This window comes from Deltaproteobacteria bacterium (assembly GCA_026712905.1).
In the GTDB taxonomy this organism is placed as follows: domain Bacteria; phylum Desulfobacterota; class Binatia; order UBA9968; family JAJDTQ01; genus JAJDTQ01.
The window spans coordinates 1-1,651 of record JAPOPM010000120.1; the positions used below are offsets into that span (position 1 = coordinate 1).

Genomic DNA, 1,651 nt, shown 5'->3' on the forward strand with positions numbered 1-1,651 from the left:
ATCAAGGTCGAGGTGTTCCCGGGCGGCACGCTCGGGAAGGCGCTCAAAGTGACCGAAACCGTGCGCAAGGGCGTCGCGGAGATCAGCCATAACTGGGCCGGCTACGACTGGGGCGTCGACCGGACCGGCGTGCTGTTCGGCGGCTTCGCCGGCACCATGGAACACGAGAAGATGGTCCACTGGATGTTCCGTGGCGGCGGCGCCGACCTGCTGATGGAGTGGCGCCTGGACAAGTTCAACGTCGCCTCAGTTCCTTGCGGTTCCGCGCCTCCCGAGGTGTTCATGCACGGCCACAAGCGTGTGGAGTCGCTGGCCGACTACGAGGGCATGAAGGTGCGCACTTCCGGCGCCTGGGCCGAGATCGCGCAAACGCTCGGCGCGTCCACGGTCATCCTGCCCGGCGCCGAGGTTTATCCGGCGCTCGAGCGCAAGGTGGTGGACGGCATCGAGTGGGGCACGCCGTGGATGAACGAGTCGGCCGGTTACGAAAAAATCGCCAAATACATCATGGTGCCCGGCATCCATCAGCCGACCGCGTTCCACGAGTGCCAGGTCAACAAGGACGTCTGGGACAAGCTCTCCGACCGCAACAAGACGTTGCTTCAGCGAGCGGGCGAGCGCATGACGTTCAACTTCTGGATGGAAATCGGCCACCAGGACGCGCCGTCCTTCCTGAACTTCCTGAAGGGCGGCAACGAGGTCGTCGATCTCGATGCGGACTTCATCGCCAAGGCCAAGACCGCCACGGACGAGTGGGCCGCTAAGCAGGCCAGCGAGAACGAATGGTTCGCGCGCGTCTGGAATAGCCAGCAGGACTACGCCGCGACGTGGTCCGAGGCGCACCGCTACCGCTAGGGGTGTCCGAGCGGGCGGGCCGCGTGGCCCGCCCGGTTCCCGTCACGGTGTTCGCGGCCGCCGCGGTCGGGGCCCCGCGCTCAACTCGCCTCAGCGATGAGGAGTGACACAGTATGGTTGCCCTCATCGGAGGAATAGAGCGCCTCTCCCAGCTCCTGGGCGTCATCGGCGCCTGGGTCATGGCTCCGCTCATTCTGTCCATGGTCTACGAGGTGCTGGCGCGCCACCTGTTCGACGCGCCGACCTTCTGGGCCTACGAGGTGGGCTACATGCTCGCAGGCACCTGCTACCTGTGCGGCATGGCATACTGCATGAAGGAGCGCGGCCACATCCGCGTCGACTTCATCTACGACAATATCGGGCCGAAGGGCCGAGCGACTGTGAATGTCTGCGGCTTCGTGTTCCTGATGTTACCGGGTGCAATCTGGGTCACCTTCGGACTCTACGAATATGCCTACGAGGCAGTCGAGAGCGGTGAAGTTTCCGGTGAATCCGCCTGGAATCCGGTGATCTGGCCGTTCAGAACGGTCTGGGTCATCGCCTTCGCGGTACTGTGCCTGCAGGCGTTCGCCGAGCTTGTCAGGTCGGCGCGCGTCCTCCTCGGCCTGGCCGAGGAGGAAGGCTTCGAATCGCATGGAGTCGATCTATGACTCTCGGCATCGGCCTCATGATGTTTCCCGCCTTGATGGTGGCCATCTTCATGGGGTTCCCGGTGGCGTGGTCGCTGATGGGAATCGCCGTCATCTTCGGTTACTACCGCTTCGGCGACGCGCTGGTCTATCAGCTCGTGGCGAAG

Annotated in this window: 2 protein-coding genes; both read left to right on the top strand. The window is 64.0% G+C overall.

What is annotated here, in order from left to right; translation table 11 throughout:
* The coding region (dctP, locus tag OXF11_09505) for a TRAP transporter substrate-binding protein DctP (GenBank protein MCY4487336.1) at nucleotides 1-855 on the top strand (855 nt) is incomplete at its 5' end.
* Between the two features lie 113 nt (nucleotides 856-968).
* Complete coding sequence (locus OXF11_09510) at nucleotides 969-1,505, top strand: TRAP transporter small permease subunit (GenBank protein MCY4487337.1); 537 nt, start codon at nucleotides 969-971, stop codon at nucleotides 1,503-1,505.
* Nucleotides 1,506-1,651 lie beyond the last annotated feature (146 nt).